This window comes from Fructilactobacillus sanfranciscensis DSM 20451, assembly GCF_001436035.1.
Taxonomy (GTDB): Bacteria; Bacillota; Bacilli; order Lactobacillales; family Lactobacillaceae; genus Fructilactobacillus; species Fructilactobacillus sanfranciscensis.
Genome location: NZ_AYYM01000049.1, coordinates 1 through 1,480, shown reverse-complemented (window position 1 = coordinate 1,480; position 1,480 = coordinate 1). Strand labels below are relative to the sequence as shown.

General features: G+C 32.7%; 2 protein-coding genes. Both read left to right on the top strand.

All coding sequences use genetic code 11. The features are described 5' to 3' along the window. The first annotated feature begins 214 nt into the window (after positions 1-214). Entirely contained in the window at positions 215-367 is a 153-nt protein-coding gene (locus FD36_RS06310) for a plasmid copy-number control protein (protein ID WP_010625635.1), read from the top strand. A 68-nt stretch (positions 368-435) separates the two neighbouring features. Next, positions 436-1,113, top strand: a complete 678-nt coding sequence (locus FD36_RS06305) for a replication protein (protein ID WP_010625636.1) — start codon at positions 436-438, stop codon at positions 1,111-1,113. Positions 1,114-1,480 lie beyond the last annotated feature (367 nt).

The following is a 1,480-nucleotide window of genomic DNA, read 5'->3' as shown; positions in this document are numbered from 1 at the left end:
GCGACCGTACTACGACCCCCCCTTAGGTGCCGAGTGCCAACTTTTAAATTAGACTGAGCCTCACTCTTACTCTCCCAATGGGTACAGGCGTCAATTAAGTGCCAACAAATTACCGCCGTTTTTACCAACATTTTTGAAATGTTGTATATTATGTGTATATAAACACTCTTAAGTGGTACAATTGTGATAACAAATAATTTAAGGAGATGTTTATATGACTACCAAAAAAAGATTGCAGATTAGTTTGACTGAAGAACAATATTTAAATTTGGAAAATATTTCAAAAGAAAAAGGCTTTTCTAAATCTGCAATTTTAGCTTTAGCTTTGGAAGAATATTTAAGAAAGGAATTAGAGCAAAAAAAATAAGCGAAAACTTGTTTTTGGAGAGACAAGAGTTTTCGCTTAAATTATTTTTTGAATAAGGTGATTATACCATGGCAAGAAAATATATAAAATCTCGTAATTTTGGCTTTATTATTTATCCAGACAGTATTCCGGAAAATTGGGAAGAATGTTTGTCAAAATTAGATGTACCAATGGCAGTTAGTCCTTTGCATGATAAAGACAAGAGCAATGTTGAAGGACAGATGTATAAGAAACCACATTATCATGTGCTTTATATAGCTAAAAACCCTGTAACAACGGAGAGCATAAGAAATAAAGTGAAGCGTGTTTTAGGGGATAAGTCAGTTTCACATATTGAAATAATTGATAGTATTGAAAATACGTTTAAATATTTAACTCATGAATCAAAATCTGCGATTAAAGAAAAGAAACATAAGTACGATAAGCAAGATATAATTTATATTAATAATTTTGATATTGACCGTTACGTAAAACTTGATGAAAACCAAAAGCGTGAACTGAAAAATTTGTTGTTAAATATCATTCGAAAAGAACACTTAGTTAATGTGATACATTTACTTGATTTTATCGAAATTCATGGTGCTGAACATGGTGTTCAAAACATGCGTGATGTGAATGATGTGATAACTTCTAATGCTGGTGGTTTTCGATTGTATTTTGACGCTAATTATCAAATGGGATATAGATATAATCGTAAGCCTAAAATTGATAAAGAAACTGGCGAAATACTAGAAGAAACTGAATGATGTGATGAAAGGACGGATAACTAGATCCGTCCTTTTTTGTTGTCGACTAGTCGACTTCTAGTACAAGTTTTTTGGTTTTAGCACAACTCCAATTTATTTGGAGTGTAAGTGCGCATTATCATGATAATGCGCACTTACACGTCATCTTTGATGACGTTGTGCTAAAACCATTAAAACCTGCATCAGATTTCGCTTTGCTCAAACAAAACTGACTTGCGTCAGTTTGGAACATTCAAAAATAAATAAGTTCAGTCGCTAGCTCCTTCGAACTTTTTTATTTTTGAACGTTGATTTTAAAGGCTCTTATTTGCGTTCTAAGCGATTTTAGCTAACAGTGAGCTATCTAACTGTCCGTCAACGGTAAATC